The organism is Acinetobacter sp. ANC 3882 (assembly GCF_022549545.1).
Classification (GTDB): Bacteria; Pseudomonadota; Gammaproteobacteria; order Pseudomonadales; family Moraxellaceae; genus Acinetobacter.
On record NZ_JAKZGB010000004.1, the window covers coordinates 252311 to 269944 of the forward strand.

At 41.5% G+C, this 17634-nt stretch carries 16 protein-coding genes; 5 read left to right on the top strand and 11 right to left on the bottom strand.

All coding sequences use genetic code 11. The features are described from left to right. Positions 1-9: 9 nt before the first annotated feature. From MMO42_RS10465 to MMO42_RS10485, 5 genes are all read left to right on the top strand, one after another. Positions 10-1257, top strand: coding sequence for an MFS transporter (locus MMO42_RS10465; RefSeq protein WP_241320480.1), 1248 nt, complete (start codon positions 10-12; stop codon positions 1255-1257). A 335-nt stretch (positions 1258-1592) separates the two neighbouring features. Continuing rightward, positions 1593-2699, top strand: coding sequence for a porin (locus MMO42_RS10470; protein WP_241320481.1), 1107 nt, complete (start codon positions 1593-1595; stop codon positions 2697-2699). A 276-nt stretch (positions 2700-2975) separates the two neighbouring features. After that, on the top strand, positions 2976-4613 hold the full coding sequence (locus MMO42_RS10475) for a phosphoethanolamine--lipid A transferase (protein ID WP_241320482.1): 1638 nt from the start codon (positions 2976-2978) through the stop codon (positions 4611-4613). A 14-nt stretch (positions 4614-4627) separates the two neighbouring features. Continuing rightward, on the top strand, positions 4628-5305 hold the full coding sequence (locus MMO42_RS10480) for a DNA-binding response regulator PmrA (protein WP_005296434.1): 678 nt from the start codon (positions 4628-4630) through the stop codon (positions 5303-5305). 4 nt (positions 5306-5309) lie between these two features. Further along, complete coding sequence (locus MMO42_RS10485; RefSeq protein WP_241320483.1) at positions 5310-6653, top strand: ATP-binding protein; 1344 nt, start codon at positions 5310-5312, stop codon at positions 6651-6653. Between the two features lie 28 nt (positions 6654-6681). Here the strand turns inward: MMO42_RS10485 and MMO42_RS10490 are convergent, their stop codons facing one another. From MMO42_RS10490 to MMO42_RS10540, 11 genes are all read right to left on the bottom strand, one after another. Then, positions 6682-7494, bottom strand: a complete 813-nt coding sequence (locus MMO42_RS10490) for a lipopolysaccharide kinase InaA family protein (protein ID WP_241320484.1) — start codon at positions 7492-7494, stop codon at positions 6682-6684. Between the two features lie 61 nt (positions 7495-7555). Continuing rightward, positions 7556-8272: a phosphatase PAP2 family protein gene (locus tag MMO42_RS10495; RefSeq protein ID WP_241320485.1), complete on the bottom strand. Its 717-nt coding sequence runs from the start codon at positions 8270-8272 to the stop codon at positions 7556-7558. Positions 8273-8459: 187 nt separating this feature from the next. Continuing rightward, entirely contained in the window at positions 8460-9185 is a 726-nt protein-coding gene (locus MMO42_RS10500) for an amino acid ABC transporter ATP-binding protein (RefSeq protein ID WP_241320542.1), read from the bottom strand. Positions 9186-9199: 14 nt separating this feature from the next. Further along, positions 9200-9883, bottom strand: coding sequence for an ABC transporter permease subunit (locus tag MMO42_RS10505; protein ID WP_241320486.1), 684 nt, complete (start codon positions 9881-9883; stop codon positions 9200-9202). Between the two features lies 1 nt (position 9884). Next, entirely contained in the window at positions 9885-10628 is a 744-nt protein-coding gene (locus MMO42_RS10510) for an amino acid ABC transporter permease (protein WP_241320487.1), read from the bottom strand. Positions 10629-10704: 76 nt separating this feature from the next. Then, positions 10705-11649 carry a transporter substrate-binding domain-containing protein gene (locus MMO42_RS10515; RefSeq protein ID WP_241320488.1) on the bottom strand — a complete coding sequence of 315 codons (945 nt, stop codon included), beginning with the start codon at positions 11647-11649 and terminating at the stop codon, positions 10705-10707. Positions 11650-12095: 446 nt separating this feature from the next. Beyond that, entirely contained in the window at positions 12096-13283 is a 1188-nt protein-coding gene (locus tag MMO42_RS10520) for an ammonium transporter (protein ID WP_005296410.1), read from the bottom strand. Between the two features lie 351 nt (positions 13284-13634). Continuing rightward, positions 13635-15044, bottom strand: a complete 1410-nt coding sequence (locus MMO42_RS10525; RefSeq protein ID WP_241320489.1) for a TIGR00366 family protein — start codon at positions 15042-15044, stop codon at positions 13635-13637. A gap of 137 nt (positions 15045-15181) precedes the next feature. Next, positions 15182-15823: a CoA transferase subunit B gene (locus tag MMO42_RS10530; protein ID WP_241320490.1), complete on the bottom strand. Its 642-nt coding sequence runs from the start codon at positions 15821-15823 to the stop codon at positions 15182-15184. 2 nt (positions 15824-15825) lie between these two features. Then, the gene (locus MMO42_RS10535; protein ID WP_241320491.1) at positions 15826-16530 is read right to left on the bottom strand and encodes a CoA transferase subunit A; all 705 of its coding nucleotides are present in this window, start codon (positions 16528-16530) and stop codon (positions 15826-15828) included. 147 nt (positions 16531-16677) lie between these two features. Then, on the bottom strand, positions 16678-17562 hold the full coding sequence (locus MMO42_RS10540) for a LysR family transcriptional regulator (RefSeq protein ID WP_005296398.1): 885 nt from the start codon (positions 17560-17562) through the stop codon (positions 16678-16680). Positions 17563-17634 lie beyond the last annotated feature (72 nt).

Sequence of the window (17634 nt, forward strand, 5' to 3'; positions counted from 1 at the left end):
AACTCAAAAATGCTTAATCTTAGACAGGTTTACATTTTATTGTTTTCTTTATATTGGGCACAGGGTTTACCTGTTGGATTTATGACCCATGCTTTGCCCGTGATCTTAAGAGCGCAAGGGGTATCGTTGGCGCATATCGGCGGTTTCGGCTTATTGATGTTGCCTTGGTCGATTAAAATTTTTTGGGCAGCTTATGTAGATCGTTTTGCTTTATCAACATTAGGACATTACCGTAGCTGGATTATCCCAATGCAACTGTGCAGTGTCATTATTCTGATTGTCCTATCATTTTTCCCTATTCATGCTTTGGATCAACCGAGTTATTTACTGATTTTCTTTGTGTTGCTACTTTTAATGAATTTAACTGGCGCAACTCAAGACATTGCAACTGATGGCTTGGCAGTGAATCTACTCAAAAGTGATCAACAGCATTGGGGCAATACCTTTCAAGTAATTGGATCTCGGTTGGGCTTTATTGTTGGGGGCGGAGCTGTACTCTGGTGCTTGGATTGGCTGCATTGGCAAAACACATTTCTGGCTTTGGCTGTTTTGGTGTTTCTAAATACGCTCCCAGTTTTGTTTTATCGCGAACCGCAACACCTGAGCAAAACTACGCCTGATAGCGTTGCTTCGCAATCATTTATGCAAGCGGTGAAGACCTATTTAAATTATTTTCAGTCTTCCAAAGAACTAAAAGCATGGTTGTTGGTACTGATCTGTTTTAAAGTGGCTGATGGCCTCGCAGGTCCATTATTAAAACCTTTAATGGTCGATATGGGACTGAATTTCACTCAAATTGGTGTGTTTATCACCATGTTTGGTGCCGTGGCTGCATTGTTGGGCGCTGCCATTGCAGGTTTATTATTGAAGCATTATTCCAGAGTACATTGCTTAGTTGTATTTTCGGTTCTGAAAATCATCAGTTTAGCAGGATATACAGTTCTCGCTTATTACTATGAAGCTCAGAAGCAAATTACACCGATCTGGCTGTATGGAGTGAATGCATTTGAAGATGCTTGTTCAGCCATGCTACTTGTTGTCATGTTAACGCTCGTCATGCAGTACAGCCGTAAACAGTTTGCAGCAACTGACTTTACGTTCCAAGTCTCTATTATGGCAACAGTGAGCGGTTTACTCTATTTGTTTAGTGGTGTGGTGGGTGATTGGCTTGGATACTATCGTTATTTGATTGTGATTTGTATCGTTTCGATGCTTTGTTTGGCACCAATTTATTATTGGAAAAATAAAGCAAGCTAAAGATCATCTTTTATTACAATTTTTGTATTAAGCAGACACTTTATGAAACAAAGCGTATTGTCTTATATGGGAATTAGATGATTTTTATCGGATTTTTTGTTTTTTTGAATATAGGAAATAATAAGAAAAAATAGTTAAGATGACGGTTTTAATTAATTGATAATGCAATTAATTTGTTCATCAATAAAAGCATAAAAATCTTTTGCGCTCATAAAAAGTGAGTGTATAAAAATTAAACTTTAGTCGAAATTGGAATAAATTAATAAGATTTTAATCGTTTTGTCATATAAAGTTAATGTGTAGGATTTGTTACAAATTTAACCAGGATGTAAACAATGAAAATCAAAATTGTAACAGCAGCAGTGCTTAGTTTACTTGCAACAACCACATTTGCAGCACCGACATTTTATGGTGAGATTGATGCCAGTGTTGATTATTTACCAGAAAAAAATGCAACCAAATCAAACAAAGACGTTTGGGAAATTAGCTCAAACAGTTCATTCCTTGGATTAAAAGGTGATGAAAAACTGACTGAGCGCTTAAGTGCAGTTTATGCGATTGAATGGGCGTTTAATGCCGATGGTGATGGCGACGACTGGAGCAAGCGTAATCGTTTTGTCGGTCTGAAAGATTCACAATTAGGTACAGTTAAAATTGGTGCGCATGACACGCCATTAAAGCAATTATCGAGTACGGTAGATACGTTCAACAACTATGTTGCTAACAAAGCTGATATCACGGGGATTTTCGCGGGTGAAAACCGTGTTTCGAATGTCGTGGTGTATGAGTCTCCAGCGCTTAAATTATTAGATGGTGCTTTTAAACTCAATGCTTTATTGGCTACTGGTGAGTCGAGTGGTATTAAATCAGATAAGGGCGTTGTTAAAACTGCAGGTCGTGGTTTAGGTGATGCATGGTCAGCATCTGTTACCTATGAAAACCCTTTAGTCGTTGCTGGTATCGGCTATGACAAAGCAATTCCAAGTACTTTCCTTGGTCGTGGTTTTTTAAATGCTGCTGAACCTGCAATTACAGGTGGTAGTCTTTTTGCCGCGGCGAATACAGTACGTGCAATTGGTAAAGTAACGCCGATTGATGGTTTGGCATTAAAAGCACTCTATCAAACTTCTGAAGTTGAAGAGGCCGCAGGCAATGCTCCAGGTTCAGAAAATATTGACGATGCACAAGGCTGGTTATTGGGGGCAGAATATAACATCCCTCAAGCAAAAAACTGGACGGTGAAAGGCCAATACAGCCAGAATGATACAAGCTTTAAAACCAATACTGCTGATTTTAAAGCAAAACAAATTATTGCTGGCGCAGACTATGCATTTAACAAGCAAGTTAAAACCTATGGTTATGCAGGTTATCTAACACTTGAACAAGCAAGCAAAAAGGATAAACAACCTGTTGCAGGCTTAGGTTTAGAATTCAAATTCTAATCTGCCGTCATTCAAAAAAGCCCTTTAAGTTTGCTTAGAGGGCTTTTTTTATATTGGATTGTTATAAAAGCAAAAATTATTCATCATAAAATTTAGTTTATCGATGATAAAAAAATTTGATCAGCATTTTAAGCTGATGTTGTTCACCCTACTTTTGAACAAAAACATCCTACCATTCAGCAAATCCATGCCCTTATTACAGGGTTTAAGTGATTTTTAAGTTTTTATTCTTATTTTAAAAAAAGCAAAGAAAATTATTTTTAGATTGTGATGCCTATGTTGCTACAAAAAGCCATGCCTAGATCGATTTCACTACTGACCTTCAATGTGCTACTTGCCATTTGGTTGGGTGTATTTCTGAATATTGCATTTTATCAAAAGATGCAAGCATTAACGCCTTATACTGGGCTTAAGGCTGGACTGTTTGTGGCCGCATCCATAGGTGTGGTGACAGCATTATATTTGTTTGCTTTACAGATTTTAAATTGGAAATGGACGGCAAAGCCTATCGCAATTGCTTTGATATTTATTGGTGGTTTTGCAGCCTATGCAGTGAATACTTTAGGCGTTTGGATTACTGCCGACCAAATTCAGAACATGATGCAAACTAATATTGCAGAGGCCCGTGATACTTGGTCTTGGCGATTAGTCATTTGGTTTGTTGGCATGGTAATTGTGCCGATTGTGGTTATTTTGAAGGTTCGGTTAAAGCCAGAGTCAGGGTTGAAACAGGTCTTCAAAAAAATAATCGCATCGCTGGTCTCTTTAATGCTGGTGGGTGGCTTGCTATTTATTTTCTATGTCGATTTTGCGGCAATCTTTCGTGAGAATCGTGATTTAAAAGGGATGATTTCCCCACAAAATATGATTGCTGCTTCGGTGTCTTATTATAAAAAGAAAGCCCCTAAACAGAATTTACCGCTGGTGCATTACGGTGAAGATGCACAGCTTTCCAAAGCGGCAAAAGGTGCACCTAAACTGATGGTGTTGGTGGTGGGTGAAACAGCGCGTGCTGAGAACTTTGCTTTAAATGGTTATGCCAAGGACACCAATCCGAAACTCTCCAAGCAAGATATTTTAAATTTTTCTCAAGTCAGTTCGTGTGGTACTGCGACAGCAGTATCTGTTCCGTGTATGTTCTCAGGTATGCCGCGAGTCGACTACGATGAGCGTTTGGCCAGTCATCGAGAAGGGCTATTGGATATTGCAAAACGTGCGGGTTACCAAGTCACTTGGATTGATAACAATTCAAGTTGCAAAGGTACATGTGATCGGATTGGCGAATATAAAATTCCTGAATCGATCCAGCAGAAATGGTGTAAGAATGGTGAATGTCTGGATGAAATTTTGATTGATAGCCTGAAAGCGTATCTCGAAACGATTCCAAAAGATGATAAACGCCCGCAATTGGTGGTCTTGCACCAAATGGGCAGTCATGGACCCGCTTATTATAAGCGTGCACCAGCAGCGTTTCGTGTCTTCAAGCCAATTTGTGATACCAATGCGATTCAAGGCTGTACCCAAGAAGCCTTAATCAATACTTATGACAATACCTTACTTTATACGGATTATGTTTTAGACTCATTGATCAATACATTAAAAAATACTACGCAATATCAAACAGGTTTGTGGTATTTATCTGATCATGGTGAATCAACTGGTGAAAGTGGGATGTATTTGCATGGTGCGCCGTATGCGATTGCACCGAGCCAACAGACACATGTTCCGATGTTGATGTGGTTCTCTAGCGCATGGCAGCAACGGGAAGCCAAGCAAATCAAATGTTTAGTACAACAAAGTAAAAATAAACTCAGTCAGGATAATTTATTCCCAACTATGCTCAGTTTGCTTGATATTAAAACTAAAGTAATTAATCCTAAAGATGACATGTTACAAACATGTCCTAAGCCATAAGGTGAAGTGAAATCATGACCAAGATCTTGATGATAGAAGATGATTTTATGATTGCAGAGTCAACTTTGACTCTATTGCGATATCATCAGTTTGATGTGGAATGGGTCAACAATGGGGTAGATGGATTGGCTTTGCTGACCAAGCAGGCTTTTGATTTGGTCCTGTTGGACTTGGGTCTTCCTTTAATGGATGGCATGCAAATACTCAAACAGATTCGTCAGCGTAGCACGGTTCCCGTATTGATTATTTCTGCGCGTGATCAACTACAAAACAGGGTTGATGGGTTAAATCAAGGTGCGGATGATTATCTGATCAAGCCTTATGAATTTGATGAATTACTTGCACGAATTAATGCCTTGTTGCGCCGTGGCAGCAATGAGACCGCACAGCTGAAAAGCCAGTCGCAATTGCTAAAAAGTGGTGAATTGACTCTGGATGTCGAGCAGCACTTAGCCACATTCAAAGGGCAACAGATTGAACTGTCCAATCGTGAATGGGCCATCCTCATTCCGATGGTTTCTCATCCAAATAAAATTTTCTCGAAAGCTAATCTTGAAGATAAGTTGTATGATTTTGATAGTGAAGTCACGAGTAATACCATTGAGGTCTATGTGCATCATTTGCGCGCCAAATTAGGGAAAGACTTTATTCGTACGATTCGCGGCTTAGGTTATCGTTTGGGACAAGCTTAAATTGATGAAAGCGGCAAGGCATTATTCACTCAAGAAAAGACTGATTTGGGGAACTTCCATTTTCAGTATTGTGCTGGGCTGTTTTTTGATTTTGGCAGCTTATAAAGTTTCATTGCATGAAGTCGATGAAATTTTAGATACACAAATGCAATATATGGCTGAACGCTCAACCTTGCAGCCGCTCACGCCAACGGCCAGTCGGGTTGAGTTACATCGGACTTATCACGAAGAAGATTTATTGATTGATATCTGGGCGTACAAAGATCAGAGTCATTTGTGGCATCAAACCCATTTATTGGTTCCACCCGTGAAGCAAGCGGGTTTTTATATGCAAAACACACCACAAGGGAAGTGGCGTGTTTATGTGATTCCTCTAAAAGATTTCCAGATTCAGGTCAGCCAGCAAGAACAGGTACGTAAGGTTTTTGCGTTGGAGCTGGCAGGAAGCATGTTTATTCCATATCTGCTTCTGCTACCGATCGCAATTATTGTACTGGCATTCATTATTAGCTTGAGTTTAAAGCCTTTAGATGATTTCAAAGCTGAACTGACCCAACGTGACTCAGATGGATTGGCACCGATTGACAGCAGTGAGTACCCACAAGAGTTACAACCGACCATTGAGGAAATGAATCGTTTATTCGAGCGGATTCAACATGCGCAAACAGAACAAAAGCAATTTATTGCAGATGCGGCACATGAGCTACGAACACCTGTGACTGCACTGAATTTGCAAACCCGAATTCTGATCAGTCAGTTCCCTGAGCATGAAGCATTACAGAATCTCAGCAAAGGCTTAGCCCGTATTCAGCACTTGGTCACCCAGCTTTTGGCTTTGGCAAAACAGGATGTTGCACTCAGTTTAATTGAACCAAACACACAGTTTAAGCTCAACGATGTGGCTTTAAATTGTGTAGAGCAATTGGTGAATCTAGCCATGCAAAAGGAGATTGATTTAGGCTTTGAGCGTAATGATCCTATTGAAATGCGGAGTCTTGAATCAACCGTACATTCGATTATTTTTAATCTGATTGATAACGCAATTAAATACACACCCAATCAGGGGATTATCAATATTTCTGTGTATAGTGATACCGATGGCTATGCCTACATCCAAATTGATGACAGTGGTACAGGGATCGACCCCGAACAATATGACAAAGTACTCAAACGTTTTTATCGCGTGCATCATCATTTAGAAGTGGGCAGTGGCTTGGGACTCTCTATTGTGGATAAAGCCACCCAGCGTTTAGGCGGTATTTTAACTTTGTCGAGAAGCATTGAATTGGGTGGTTTGAGTGTATTGGTCAAACTCCCTAAAAAATTGGCGCATCACGAACCGCATTAAGTCTTGGGGAGGGTCCCTCATCTCATGTTTATTCGTTCTTGTTGATGTCGGCTTGTTGTTTCAGATAACACAGGAACAGCACACATTTTTGAATGCGCTTGCCATCATTGCCGACTTTGCTCACATTCAAACGTAATACCCAATTTAAGCGTTTTCCAACTTTACAAATGTCTTTGTAGACTTGAGGCTCATCTTGCAAAGCTTGGTAGAGTACCTGACTGGCTTGCTCGAGTTGTTCAAACTCAAAATGATAGGCAGTTGAGAAGATAAACAATAACCAGTCACGGACATAGCAATCATGTAAGCTAAGTACATCTTGAGGGTCAGTTTCAAAGTCAATAAACGTAAATTGATTGTTTTGATCAACCAAAATATTGCGGGCGAAGGCTTCGCTCAAATAGCCTTGTTGTTGATGTAATTGACTAATCGATTGAATTGCTTTATGAAACAGTTGGAATTGCTCTTCAGTATGATCTTTCAAGCTCCCTAACTTTTGATCAAGCTGACTGACAGGACTTTGGCGCTGAGAACCAACATCCTCCAATAAAATACCTTTTTTAGAGAGCGCCAATACATTTGGGGTGGAAATGCCCAATGCTTTCAGTTGTTGGATCCGCTTAAATTCACACTGGATGGCGGTTGATCCACCTTGATTGGGAACTGGGGTGATTGAACCTAAGTTAAATATTTTAGCTAACCATTTCAATGGGGTATATAACCATAATCCATGGCGTTCAGATGCTTTTTTAAGCCATACTTTACGTGAATCTAATTCATAAGATTGAATTGAGTCTTGTTGCGTTTTTAAAGTGGATTCTAAAAAAGTTTCAAAGTCAGACATAGGCCAGCAAAAATAATCCTAATGTGAGTGTCAAACGTACTCGTTCTATGAGCACATTCGTTCACTTTACCACATCAACTACCTGGAAAGGTACAGAATTACGATTTGCAGCTGCTTGATGATACTTATAAGTCAATGCATAACAAAGTAAATTAATCGCAACACAAACCCATGCAGTCCAAAGATTATGACTCAGGAAATGAGCGCCACGCATCATTTGTGCCCACCCCATGGCAAAGCCGAGGATTAGACCTGCTATTAAATAGAACCAAGCACGTTGTGTTTGATGTAAGCGATAAACAAAATAACCAGTGATGAGCGCGAAACCTGTGCTGGCATGTCCACCTGGGAAACAATTTCCAGCTGTTGCTGAGAAATCCCAAACAAAGCCTGTGACAGTTTCATGGGTCATATACCACGGGCAGGCTTGGGCAGAATGTGCTTTGAGTAATCCGACAATACAGGTGCAGAGCATACTGACCCAAAACATATAGCCATATTGCCAACGATTTGGTTTTAGTTTTTCAACTTTAAAAGAAGCAGCCCATAAAAAGAAAAAAATGACATAAACAACAGTTAGCAGTTGTTTGACATAACTATGATTCAGTTTATCGAGGAACCAATCATTTTTATATGGAAATGTGCCATGCGCGCTAACCCAAGGTTGAATTAGGTTTAAGTCAATTGCTCCTCCCACAGGAAACACCCACAACAGAATGAAAAAGCTGATAAAAAGCAAAAAACTCAGCCATAAAAAAAAGGGTGTTTTCAAGATCATGGAACTGGCTGTTAGGGCTGGATGATGGTCCGATTATTTAATGCGGAGAAGCTTAATTGGCTCTTAAATGAGTCTTAAAACGAGCGAAAGAGGAGCATTGAAAAATAAGATAGGTAATTTATGTTATGGGGTTTTCAAAATAAAGCAGCCCAAAGGCTGCTTTATTTTAGGCTGCAACATATACGGTTTAATGCAGAATTTTATCCAGAAATTGTTGGGCACGTTCACCACGGGGGGTACCAAAGAATTCATCTTTGGAGCAATCCTCAACAATTTTTCCTTGGTCCATGAAAATAATACGATTGGCCACCTGACGAGCAAAGCCCATTTCATGGGTCACACACATCATGGTCATACCTTCTTTGGCCAGTCCAACCATCACATCGAGAACTTCATTGATCATTTCAGGGTCAAGCGCAGACGTTGGCTCATCAAATAGCATAGCAATCGGGTCCATGCTCAGTGCACGAGCAATCGCAACCCGTTGCTGTTGACCACCTGAAAGCTGAGCAGGATATTTATTGGCATGTGCGCTCAGTCCAACCCGATCCAAATAGGCCAATCCTTTTTTATTGGCCTCTGCTTCTGAGCGGCCAAGTACCTTGACCTGAGCAATCGTCAGATTTTCAGTAATGCTCAGATGTGGAAACAGTTCAAAGTGCTGGAAGACCATACCAACACGGCTACGCAGTTTGGTCATATCGGTCTTAGGTTCGTGAACAGGGACCCCATCGACAAAGATTTTACCTTGCTGAAATGGTTCTAGTCCATTAACGGTTTTGATCAAGGTCGATTTACCTGAGCCTGATGGACCACAGACAACCACGACTTCCCCTTGACTGATCTGAGTGCTGCAGTCGGTCAGTACCTGAAATTGTTCATACCACTTACTGACATTTTGGAGGTCTATCATTACTTTATTATCGCTCATACACGTAACCTCCTTTGTAAACGTTTCACTGTGAAAGTCGCTAAAGCACTGATGCTAAAGTACACCAGTCCAGCAAATAGAATATATTGGGTGAGTAAGGACATTAAATCACCACGAACATAATTGGTTCTGAAAAAATCCAGTAACCCGATGGCATAGACCATGGTTGAATCCTGAAACAGGATAATCGTCTGTTGTAGTAGCAATGGCGTCATTTTTCTGAATGCCTGTGGCAGAATAATCAAGCGCATCGACTGGTTGTAATTCATCCCCAGTGCATATGCTGCAGCCGCTTGACCCTTGGGGATGGATTGAATTCCAGCACGTACAATTTCAGAAAAATAAGCAGCTTCAAACAGCATGAATGCCACGATGCTTGAAACCAAAGCCGTATCAATGGTGAGGTATTGACCTGTGATCGCGGTATAAAGAAACGGAACGGCAAAGTAAAACCACATCAACACCAACAGTAGGGGAATCGAGCGGAACAGGTCGACATACGCCTGCGCAATCCAATTCAGAATTTTGATCGATGAGAGGCGCATCAGTGCCAGTATTGTACCAATGGCTATACCGCCAATCGTTGCGAGAACAACGACTTTTAAGGTAATGCTGAAACCGTACCAGAGCGCAGGCCCAGACTGCTGTAAATCATTAAGAAAAGAAGTTAACCATTCCATACTACTTTCCTCCTGATATTAAACCAGGAATACGCAGACGTTTTTCCAGCAGGTTCATACTAAAAATAAGACAGACATTGATCACAATGAAAATGATTGTGACATAGGTGTAAATTTCGATGGTGTTCTGGGTGTATTCACTAATGGTTTTCATCTGCGAAATAATTTCTGCTACCCCAACCAGAGAGGCAACCGAGGTATTCTTCACGCAGTTGGTCAGCTCTGAACTCAGTGGCGGTAAAATGGTGCGAAAAGACTGTGGCAGAATAATATAGCGGTAGAGTTGTGCCGTGGAAAACCCCATGGCATAACCTGCATTAACTTGCCCCTTGGGTAAGGCTTCAATACCTGTTCGGACTTGCTCACACACACGTGCAGCCGTGAATAACCCGAGTCCAACACTGGCAGAAATCAGGGCCGTGGTATTGGCACCCAGATCGTTCATCCACCAGCTTTTGATTGGTGCAGGGAGAAAGTTGGGAACCACATAAAACCAGATAAATAACTGAACAAGTAAAGGTACATTCCTGAACAGCGTGACATAGGCTGTACCCATCGCTCTGGCTGTTTTATTTGGGAGCGTCCGCATAATGCCAAGGATACTGCCGAGAAGCATGGCAATGCTCCATGCGACAATCGCAATCACTACAAGCCATCCCAGACCCGTTATAATCCAACTAAGGTAGGTTGTATCTCCGATACCTGTAGATTGCCACAAAACTCCCCAGTTCCAGCTATAATTCATAATAACTCCTGAGAAGAAGCGGGAGAACATCCACTGTTCCCCGGTTCCATAATAAGATTTTGGTTATAAGGACAAATTATTGATCCCGATCATGCGGGTTACTGATTAATGCTTTGAGTTGATCAGACATGGCAAAGTTCAAATTAATGTTCTTTGGTGGAATCGGTTGCTGGAACCATTTTTCATACATCTTGTTGATTTCACCAGAGGCATAGGTTGCCTTAATGGCATCATCGACGACTTGTTTAAAACCAGTATCGCCCTTACGCAGCATACAACCATAGATTTCATGAATCGGCGCAGTACCGACGATGTCCCATTGATTTGGATCTTTGGCCTTGGATTTCTCACCTGCGAGTAGGATATCGTCCATCATAAAGGCAACAGCACGGCCATTTTGCAGCATCAAGAAAGATTCGGCGTGGTCCTTGGCAGAAATGATTTCACCAATACCAAGTTCTTGCTGGTGTTGGCGGATATAGCGTTCAGAGGTGGTTCCTGCTGTGGTCACCAGTTTTTTGCCTTTTAAATCTGCAAAATCTTTAATTCCAGAGTTTTTAGCAGTGAGCAATCGAGAGCCAACCTCAAAGAAACCAACAGAAAAATCAACCTGTTGCTGTCGCTCTTTATTGTTGGTGGTCGAACCACATTCCAAATCTACCGTACCATTCGAGACCAGAGGAATACGGTTCTGACTGGTCACAAGGTTATAACGGACTTTCAGGTCTGGCATGTTGAGCTTCTGCTTCACAGCCTCAACAACTTTAAGTTGCAGATCGTGTGCATAACCTACTGGCTGATTTGGGGTAGAGGCGATATAGGAAAATGGAATAGATGAATCACGATAACCAAGTACAATCGTACCCGAGCTTTTGATTTTGTTTAACGTACCAGAGTCGGAAGTGCTACTTTCAGCAGCTTTTTCACCAGCAGCGGGTGCTTTATTGTCACTACAGGCACTTAAGCCGAGCATCAAGGCGCTTGCACAAAGCAGGGAGGTCATGGTGCGTTTAGGTGTCATATACAAAACTCCTTTTGTATCGTTATGATCGCATTCGTAATTGTTGCGGTTTAACCGTTCATTGTTATGAAAAATAATGTGCTCTTTTTTATGCATAAAAAATACATTATTTTTCATCTTAATAGACTTCAATACGATTGCTCAAGCGATATTCTTTACCGTTTTGTTAATAGTAACTGTCGATGAATTAAGCAATTTTTAAATGAATGAATTACAGTAAAAATTGCAAGAAACGTAAAGCATAATATGTGCCATGATTGTTATTCTGATTTCAAATGCAACCAAGAATCGCTGTGTTAGATGGCCTATTCCAATTGATAGATATGCGTAATCAAATAGTTTCTGGTGCTGACAGAAGCGCATCAATTGCAGTATAGATGCGCTTATATTTTTTAATCACCTATAAAAAAAGCGGCATGGTTAGCCGCTTAAATTGATGTAAGAAACTAGAACATTGATTCTTCAGAGTTGGCTGAAATTTTGTGAATTGAAAGGTCTGCACCGCGGTATTCATCTTCTTGAGAAAGGCGGATTCCCATGGTTACTTTGAGTAGTCCATACACAATGAAACCGCCTGCAAGTGCAATGCCGATGCCTAAGCTGGTGCCAATGATCTGAGAAATGATTGACACACCACCGAGACCGCCAAGTGCTTGTTGCCCAAAGATTCCTGCTGCAATACCACCTAATGCACCACATACTCCGTGTAATGGCCACACCCCAAGTACATCATCTACTTTCAGCTTGTTTTGCGTATAAGTAAATAAGTAAACAAAGAGTGCACCAGCAGTACCACCAATCACCAATGCACCAATTGGGTGCACAATGTCTGAGCCTGCACAGATCGCCACCAGTCCAGCCAATGGACCATTGTGTAAGAAACCAGGGTCATCTTTACCCATAAAGTTTGCAGCTAAAGTTCCACCGACCATTGCCATCAGAGAATTGATTGCAACCAGACCTGAAATTGCTTCAACACGTTGTGCACTCATCACGTTAAAGCCAAACCAACCCACGATCAGAATCCATGAGCCTAATGCAAGGAATGGAATCGATGACGGTGGGTGTGCACTGACACGACCATCATTTTTATAACGGCCATGACGTGCACCGAGTAAAATCACAGCAGCCAAAGCAATCCATCCTCCCATTGCATGCACGACAACTGAGCCTGCAAAGTCATGGAAACTTGCACCAAAAGAGTTTTCTAACCACTTTTGTAGGCCATAGTTGCCATTCCAGATCATGCCTTCGAAGAACGGATAGATCAAGGCAACCAAGATCAGCGTTGCAATCGCTTGAGCGCGCATTTTGGCACGTTCTGCAATGCCGCCTGAGATAATTGCAGGAATTGCAGCGGCAAAGGTGAGCAAGAAGAAGCAGCGCATCAGGTTATAGCCATGATCGGCTGCTAAGGTGCTGCCTGCATGGAAAAAGTTTTGACCATATGCAATCCAATAGCCTACAAAGAAATAGGCAATCGCTGAGATGGCAAAATCGGTAAGGATTTTACTCAGTGCATTGACTTGGTTTTTATGGCGGACTGTGCCTAATTCCAAGAACGCAAAGCCAGCGTGCATTGCTAATACCAGTACTGCACCGAGCAGTAAGAAAAATAGATCTACGTTTTGCATAGTGGTGCTCAAAAAAAGTGCTAAATTCTATTTTTATGCAAATATTTGATTCATTTTTTGCACCAAAATAGATTTAGTAAATCTAAAAACTCAAGTTGTCTTGAAACAACTCAATTTGATGGAATTTATAATGCAAAAAACGCACCAATATAGAAATTAAATTGTAATTTTGATGAAAAGTGGTGCAATTTGCTTAAAAATAGCACAGTTTTTGGTGTGGATAGAGTTCAACAGCAGAATATTACTTTGATTTTTTAGGGGAATGAACAATTGCGGACTCATAAAAACACCGTAACGTTTCAGCCTAATCAGATTGAAGATGAAAGGTTACGGTGGATAATGATGACTTAGCTACATCACGGGTGGAGTATAGGTTAAGGTGCGCCCTAAAATCCAAAGCAAGAACAACACTAAAGGAAGATGGAACACCAACTGAGTGACGGTAAAACCAATCACGTCTTTGGCCTTGAGTTTCAAAATCCCCAACATTGGAAGCATAAAGAACGGATTGATCAGATTTGGCAATGCTTCGGCAGCATTATAAATCTGCACCGACCAGCCCAAATGTACTTGCAAATCATTGGCGGCTTGCATCACATAAGGTGCTTCAATAATCCATTTACCACCGCCAGAGGGTACAAAGAAACCGAGTACCGCAGAATAAATACCCATCACAATCGCAAAGGTTTCTTTCGAAGCAATCGAAACAAAGAACTCTGCAATATAGTGCGATAGTGATAAGTCCTGACTATTCAATGCTTGGGTCATAATGAACGCAATACTTCCGTAGAGCGGGAACTGGATCAGAATCCCAGACACCGCAGGCACCGCCTGACTGACGGCATTGAGAAAATTACGTGGGGTACGATGTAGTGCCAGACCGAGCATCAAGAACACAAAGTTATAAGTATTGAGGCTGGAAATGGCAATGATTGGATTGGTTTTAGAAAACTCAATAAACATCCAGATCAAGCCTAATGCCACCACAATAATGGTTAATAGTGGGGAGTTCTCTAACCAATCTCCAGGTCGAGTCGATTTGACTTCAGTTTTTTCTTCTTCGTCAAAGCTCAGCTCAAAATCCTGCATGGTTTTGACATTGTCACCTTTTGGTGCAGACCAATAGGCAATCGCAATCGAGACAATCACCAAAATCAAGGTCATGAGCATCGATTGCCACAGAAAGATGGTTTCAGTAAATGGAATCACACCTGTGAGCTTATAGATGGATTCAGGCAAACTGGCTTTATTGGCTTGTAATTGTGCCGCAGATGAACTGATTCCCAGTGCCCACGTTGCGCCCATACCAATAATTGCAGCAGCGGCAGCAGCACGATAGTCCATCTGTAGTTCTTTACGCTTTGCCAACGCAATTACTAATAACGCGGTCAAAATGGTACTGACCGCCCAATTGACCAGAGAAATCAATAAACTGACTGTGGCCACCAATACGATTGCACTGCGACCTGAGTGCGGAATACGTGCCATCTTCTGAATCAGTTTTTTTACAGGCGCAGAAACAGAAACCACATAACCGACAATAATCAGCATGGTCATTTGTAAGGTGAAGGGGATTAAGCTCCAAAAGCCATTACCAAATGAGCTGGCAACATCTTGTACGGATGCACCAATGCCAATGGCAGCAAATGAAACAATAATTACGCCGAGGAGGGCAAAAATGTAGGAGTCCGGAAACCATTTTTCCGACCAATTACTGATACGCAAGGCAAAACGTTCTAACAAAGCAGGTTGTTTATTCATCTTCAGCATCCATCTTTGATTTTGTTGTATCTCATTCATTTGTCCTAAATGAATTTCTGCTGTTGAAAAAACAGCGAAAAGTGATGCTCGTAAAAAGCATCACTTCAATAAGAAAAAATAAGATTAAAAAAGTTTGATTAAGCTTTGGCTTCAATCAAAAGTTCGACACCTGTAGCAGCTTGAATTTGCTGTTCAGTCACATCAGGCGCTAACTCCACCAATTTGATGCCTTCAGCAACAATATCCAAAACACCTAAGTCGCTAATAATGCGATGCACGACTTTTTGACCTGTCAGTGGCAAGCTGCACTGTTTAACAATTTTGGCAGTCCCATCTTTGGCATTGTGTTCCATCAACACCACCACGCGCTGTACGCCTGCGACCAAGTCCATCGCACCACCCATGCCTTTGACTTTCTTGCCCGGAATCATCCAGTTGGCCAAGTCTCCTTGTTCGGAGACTTCCATTGCACCCAGAATGGCAATGTTGACGTGTCCGCCACGAATCATGGCAAAGGATTCACTACTTGAGAAAAAGGCCGCACCTGCACGCGCGGTGACGGTTTGTTTGCCTGCATTGATTAAATCGGGGTCGAGTTGCTGTTCGGTTGGAAACTCACCAATCCCAAGTAGGCCATTTTCCGATTGCAGCCACACATCCATATCCTCTGGAATGTAGTTGGCAACTAGAGTTGGCAGGCCAATACCTAGATTGACGTAGAAACCATCTTGTAATTCTTGCGCGGCACGTTGTGCCATTTGTTCACGTGTCCATGCCATGATTATGCGTCCTGTGCTTTTAGGGTTTTTTGTTCGATACGTTTTTCTGGTGTGGCATTGAGCACCACACGGTTGACGTAAATCCCTGCTAAATGGATTTCATCTGGATCCAGTTCGCCAATTTCTACAATCTGTTCAACCTCGGCAATGGTGATTTTTCCTGCCATTGCACATTCAGGGTTAAAGTTTTGAGCGGTTTTACGGAATACCAGATTGCCAGCTTTGTCTGCTTTATAAGCTTTGACCAATGCCACATCCGCAGTGAGAGATGGTTCCAGAATATAGGTACGACCATTAAATTCGCGCTGTTCCTTACCTTCAGCTACCAATGTGCCCGCACCAGTTGCGGTATAAAAGGCAGGAATGCCTGCACCGCCAGCGCGTAGTTTTTCCGCCAATGTGCCTTGTGGGGTGAGTTCCACTTCGAGTTCACCATTTAGATATTGGCGTTCAAATTCTTTATTTTCGCCCACATAAGAAGAAATCATTTTTTTAATTTGTCGGGTCTTGAGTAATACACCCAAACCAAAATCATCAATACCTGCATTATTGGAGATACAGGTCAGGCCCGTGACGCCTGTATCTTTAAGCGCCTGAATCAAGGCCTCTGGAATACCACATAAGCCAAAACCGCCAACCGCAAAAGTCTGCTGATCTTGCACCACATCTTGTAGTGCCTGTGCCGCCGTTGAATAGACTTTATTCATTTTTTCACCTGTAAATTCCTTGGTTTCTATTAGTTTTAGCACTCAGGGATTATTTACAGAAGTTTAAATTTTTAAAGGATTAATGAGAGAAACTCATTAATACAAGAAAATTCATCTATTGCACTAACACAGGCACGCTGACGAAACTTAGCCAAAATCATGTTGTAGCAAGATCTCGATAAACTCGGCCGAAATATTGGAAAGCTCAAAGTCCTTCTTATACACAATGCCGATCGCCTGAGGCAATTTGCCATCCTCAATCTCAATCAGCACATTATGTTCCTTGTCGATAAAGTTTTGAAAATGGCGCGGTATCGCACTGACACCCATATCCAGTGCAACAAAGCTGGAGAGGGAACTGATCTGGTGGCATTCGACTTTTAAATCCAAAGTCAGGTGATTTTTGAGACAGTTTTCTTCAATCAGGTGCCGCACAATCGAGGGGTGTTGCAAGGTTACAAAGGGATTGGCGCACAGTTGTTTCCAACTGATCGATTCTGCTGTTGCCAGTGGATGCGTTTTTGGTAAGAGCGCAAGGAAGTCTTCTTCAAATAAAGGTTTAAATTCCAGTTGATCATTGCGTGGCGGCTCAAAGCAAATGCCAATTTCAAAAATACCATCTTGTACATTTTCCAGCACTTTCTCATTGGGAATATCATGAATGGAAAAGCTGATATTGGGATGTTTTGCTAAAAAGCTATGAATCACTTGCGGCAAAATCGCATGGGTGACAAAGGGCATCGAAGCAATATTCAAGGTGCCGCGATTCAGTTTAAAACGTTGTTTGACGTCTTTTTCCATATCTTCCCAATTGGCCAATAATTTCTTGGCATAGGGAATCAGCGACTTTCCTTCCTGTGTCAGCTCAACCCGACGGGTATTGCGTTTAAATAGCTTGCCGCCCAATTCTTCTTCTAGTGATTTGATACTCAAACTTAAAGCAGACTGACTGAGATGCAATTCAGCAGAGGCGTTTGCATAATTCAGGGTACGAGTCAAAGCCAGAAATGCTTTGAGTTGCTTTAAAGTCATGGTGGACGACCTATGAGAAAAGTTTTTGATTTATATGGTGTAATTTATAAAAAAAACAGCACATTGTGACTG